The sequence below is a fragment of the Streptococcus raffinosi genome (assembly GCF_030284685.1).
Classification (GTDB): Bacteria; Bacillota; Bacilli; order Lactobacillales; family Streptococcaceae; genus Streptococcus; species Streptococcus raffinosi.
The window spans coordinates 1-1,419 of the sequence record NZ_JASUZV010000027.1; the positions used below are offsets into that span (position 1 = coordinate 1).

Annotated in this window: 1 protein-coding gene; it reads left to right on the forward strand. The window is 38.1% G+C overall.

All coding sequences use genetic code 11. The features are described from left to right. Positions 1-126 precede the first annotated feature (126 nt). Entirely contained in the window at positions 127-1,383 is a 1,257-nt protein-coding gene (locus QRD39_RS10105; RefSeq protein ID WP_285956398.1) for an ISL3 family transposase, read from the forward strand. The last annotated feature ends 36 nt before the right edge of the window (positions 1,384-1,419 follow it).

A 1,419-nucleotide genomic window follows, 5' to 3' on the forward strand; every position in this document is an offset into this window, starting at 1 on the left:
TTGGCTCTATAATTTCTGTAGTGGGTAAAACCACCATAGGAATTATGGAGCCGATTTTGTTGTAGAAAAAAAGCCCCATAAGACCTATAATGAAAAAGTGACCAAACCCTCATTAGAAAGAATCTTATGGAACAATTAAATTTTATCACAAACATACTCGGAATTAAAGACAAGAACATCATAATCTTGGATTATCTGGATGCTGGAACACATAAAGAAATCATCGCTAAGCTAGATTATCCTGCTCCTAAGTGTCTCGATTGTCAAGGACAAATGGCTAAATATGACTTCCAAAAAGAATCTAAAATTCCCTATCTAGAGTGTGCGGGCTACAAAATTCTTATTCGATTAAGAAAACGCCGTTTTCGCTGTAAAGTATGCGGAAAAATGGCTGTCGCAGAGACTTCCTTAGTCAAAAAGAACCACCAAATCTCAACGATCATCAACCAGAAAATCACTCAAAAATTAATCGAGAAAGTCCCTATGACTGCTATTGCCGAAAGTTTATCGGTCTCTACTTCGACAGTCATCCGTAAATTGAAAGAGTTCGAGTTCAAATCTGATCTTAACCACCTTCCAGAACACATGAGCTGGGATGAGTACAGCTTCAAGAAAGGTAAGATGAGCTTTATTGCACAGGACTACGATACAAGAAAGATCGTAGCTATCCTAGATGGACGGACTCAAGCAACTATTCGCAATCATTTCCTTCGTTATTCTAGAAAGACAAGAAGTCACGTGAAAGTCATTACCATGGACATGTTTAGTCCCTACTATGATATTGCCAGAAAACTTTTTCCTAACGCTAAAATCGTTCTCGACCGTTTTCACATTGTCCAGCATCTCAGTCGAGCTATGAATCGCGTACGCATCCAAATTATGAATCAGTTTGATCGGAAATCACACGAATATAAGGCATTGAAACGTTACTGGAAACTCATTCAACAAGATAGCTCTACACTTAGCAGAAAACGATTTTATCGTCCGACATTTCGGGCGCATTTGACCAATAAAGAGATTCTCGAAAAACTTCTTTCTTACTCTCAAGATCTTAGAGATCACTATGAACTCTATCAACTCTTACTGTTTCATTTTCAAGAGAAGCACGCTGGCTATTTCTTTGAATTGATCACAGAAACTATTTCTACTGTGAATCCTATCTTCCAGACCATTTTTAGGACATTTTTGAGAGATCAGGATAAGATCATTAATGCACTGGAACTTCCCTACTCAAACGCAAAACTTGAAGCCACAAATAACCTCATCAAAGTCATCAAGCGAAATGCTTTTGGCTTCCGGAACTTTGAAAACTTTAAAACGAGAATTCTCATTGCTTTGAACATCAAAAAGGAGAGAACCAATTTGGTCCTCTCCAGGTTGTAACTTTTCATCAACCCACTACAGTTGACAAGGAGCCAG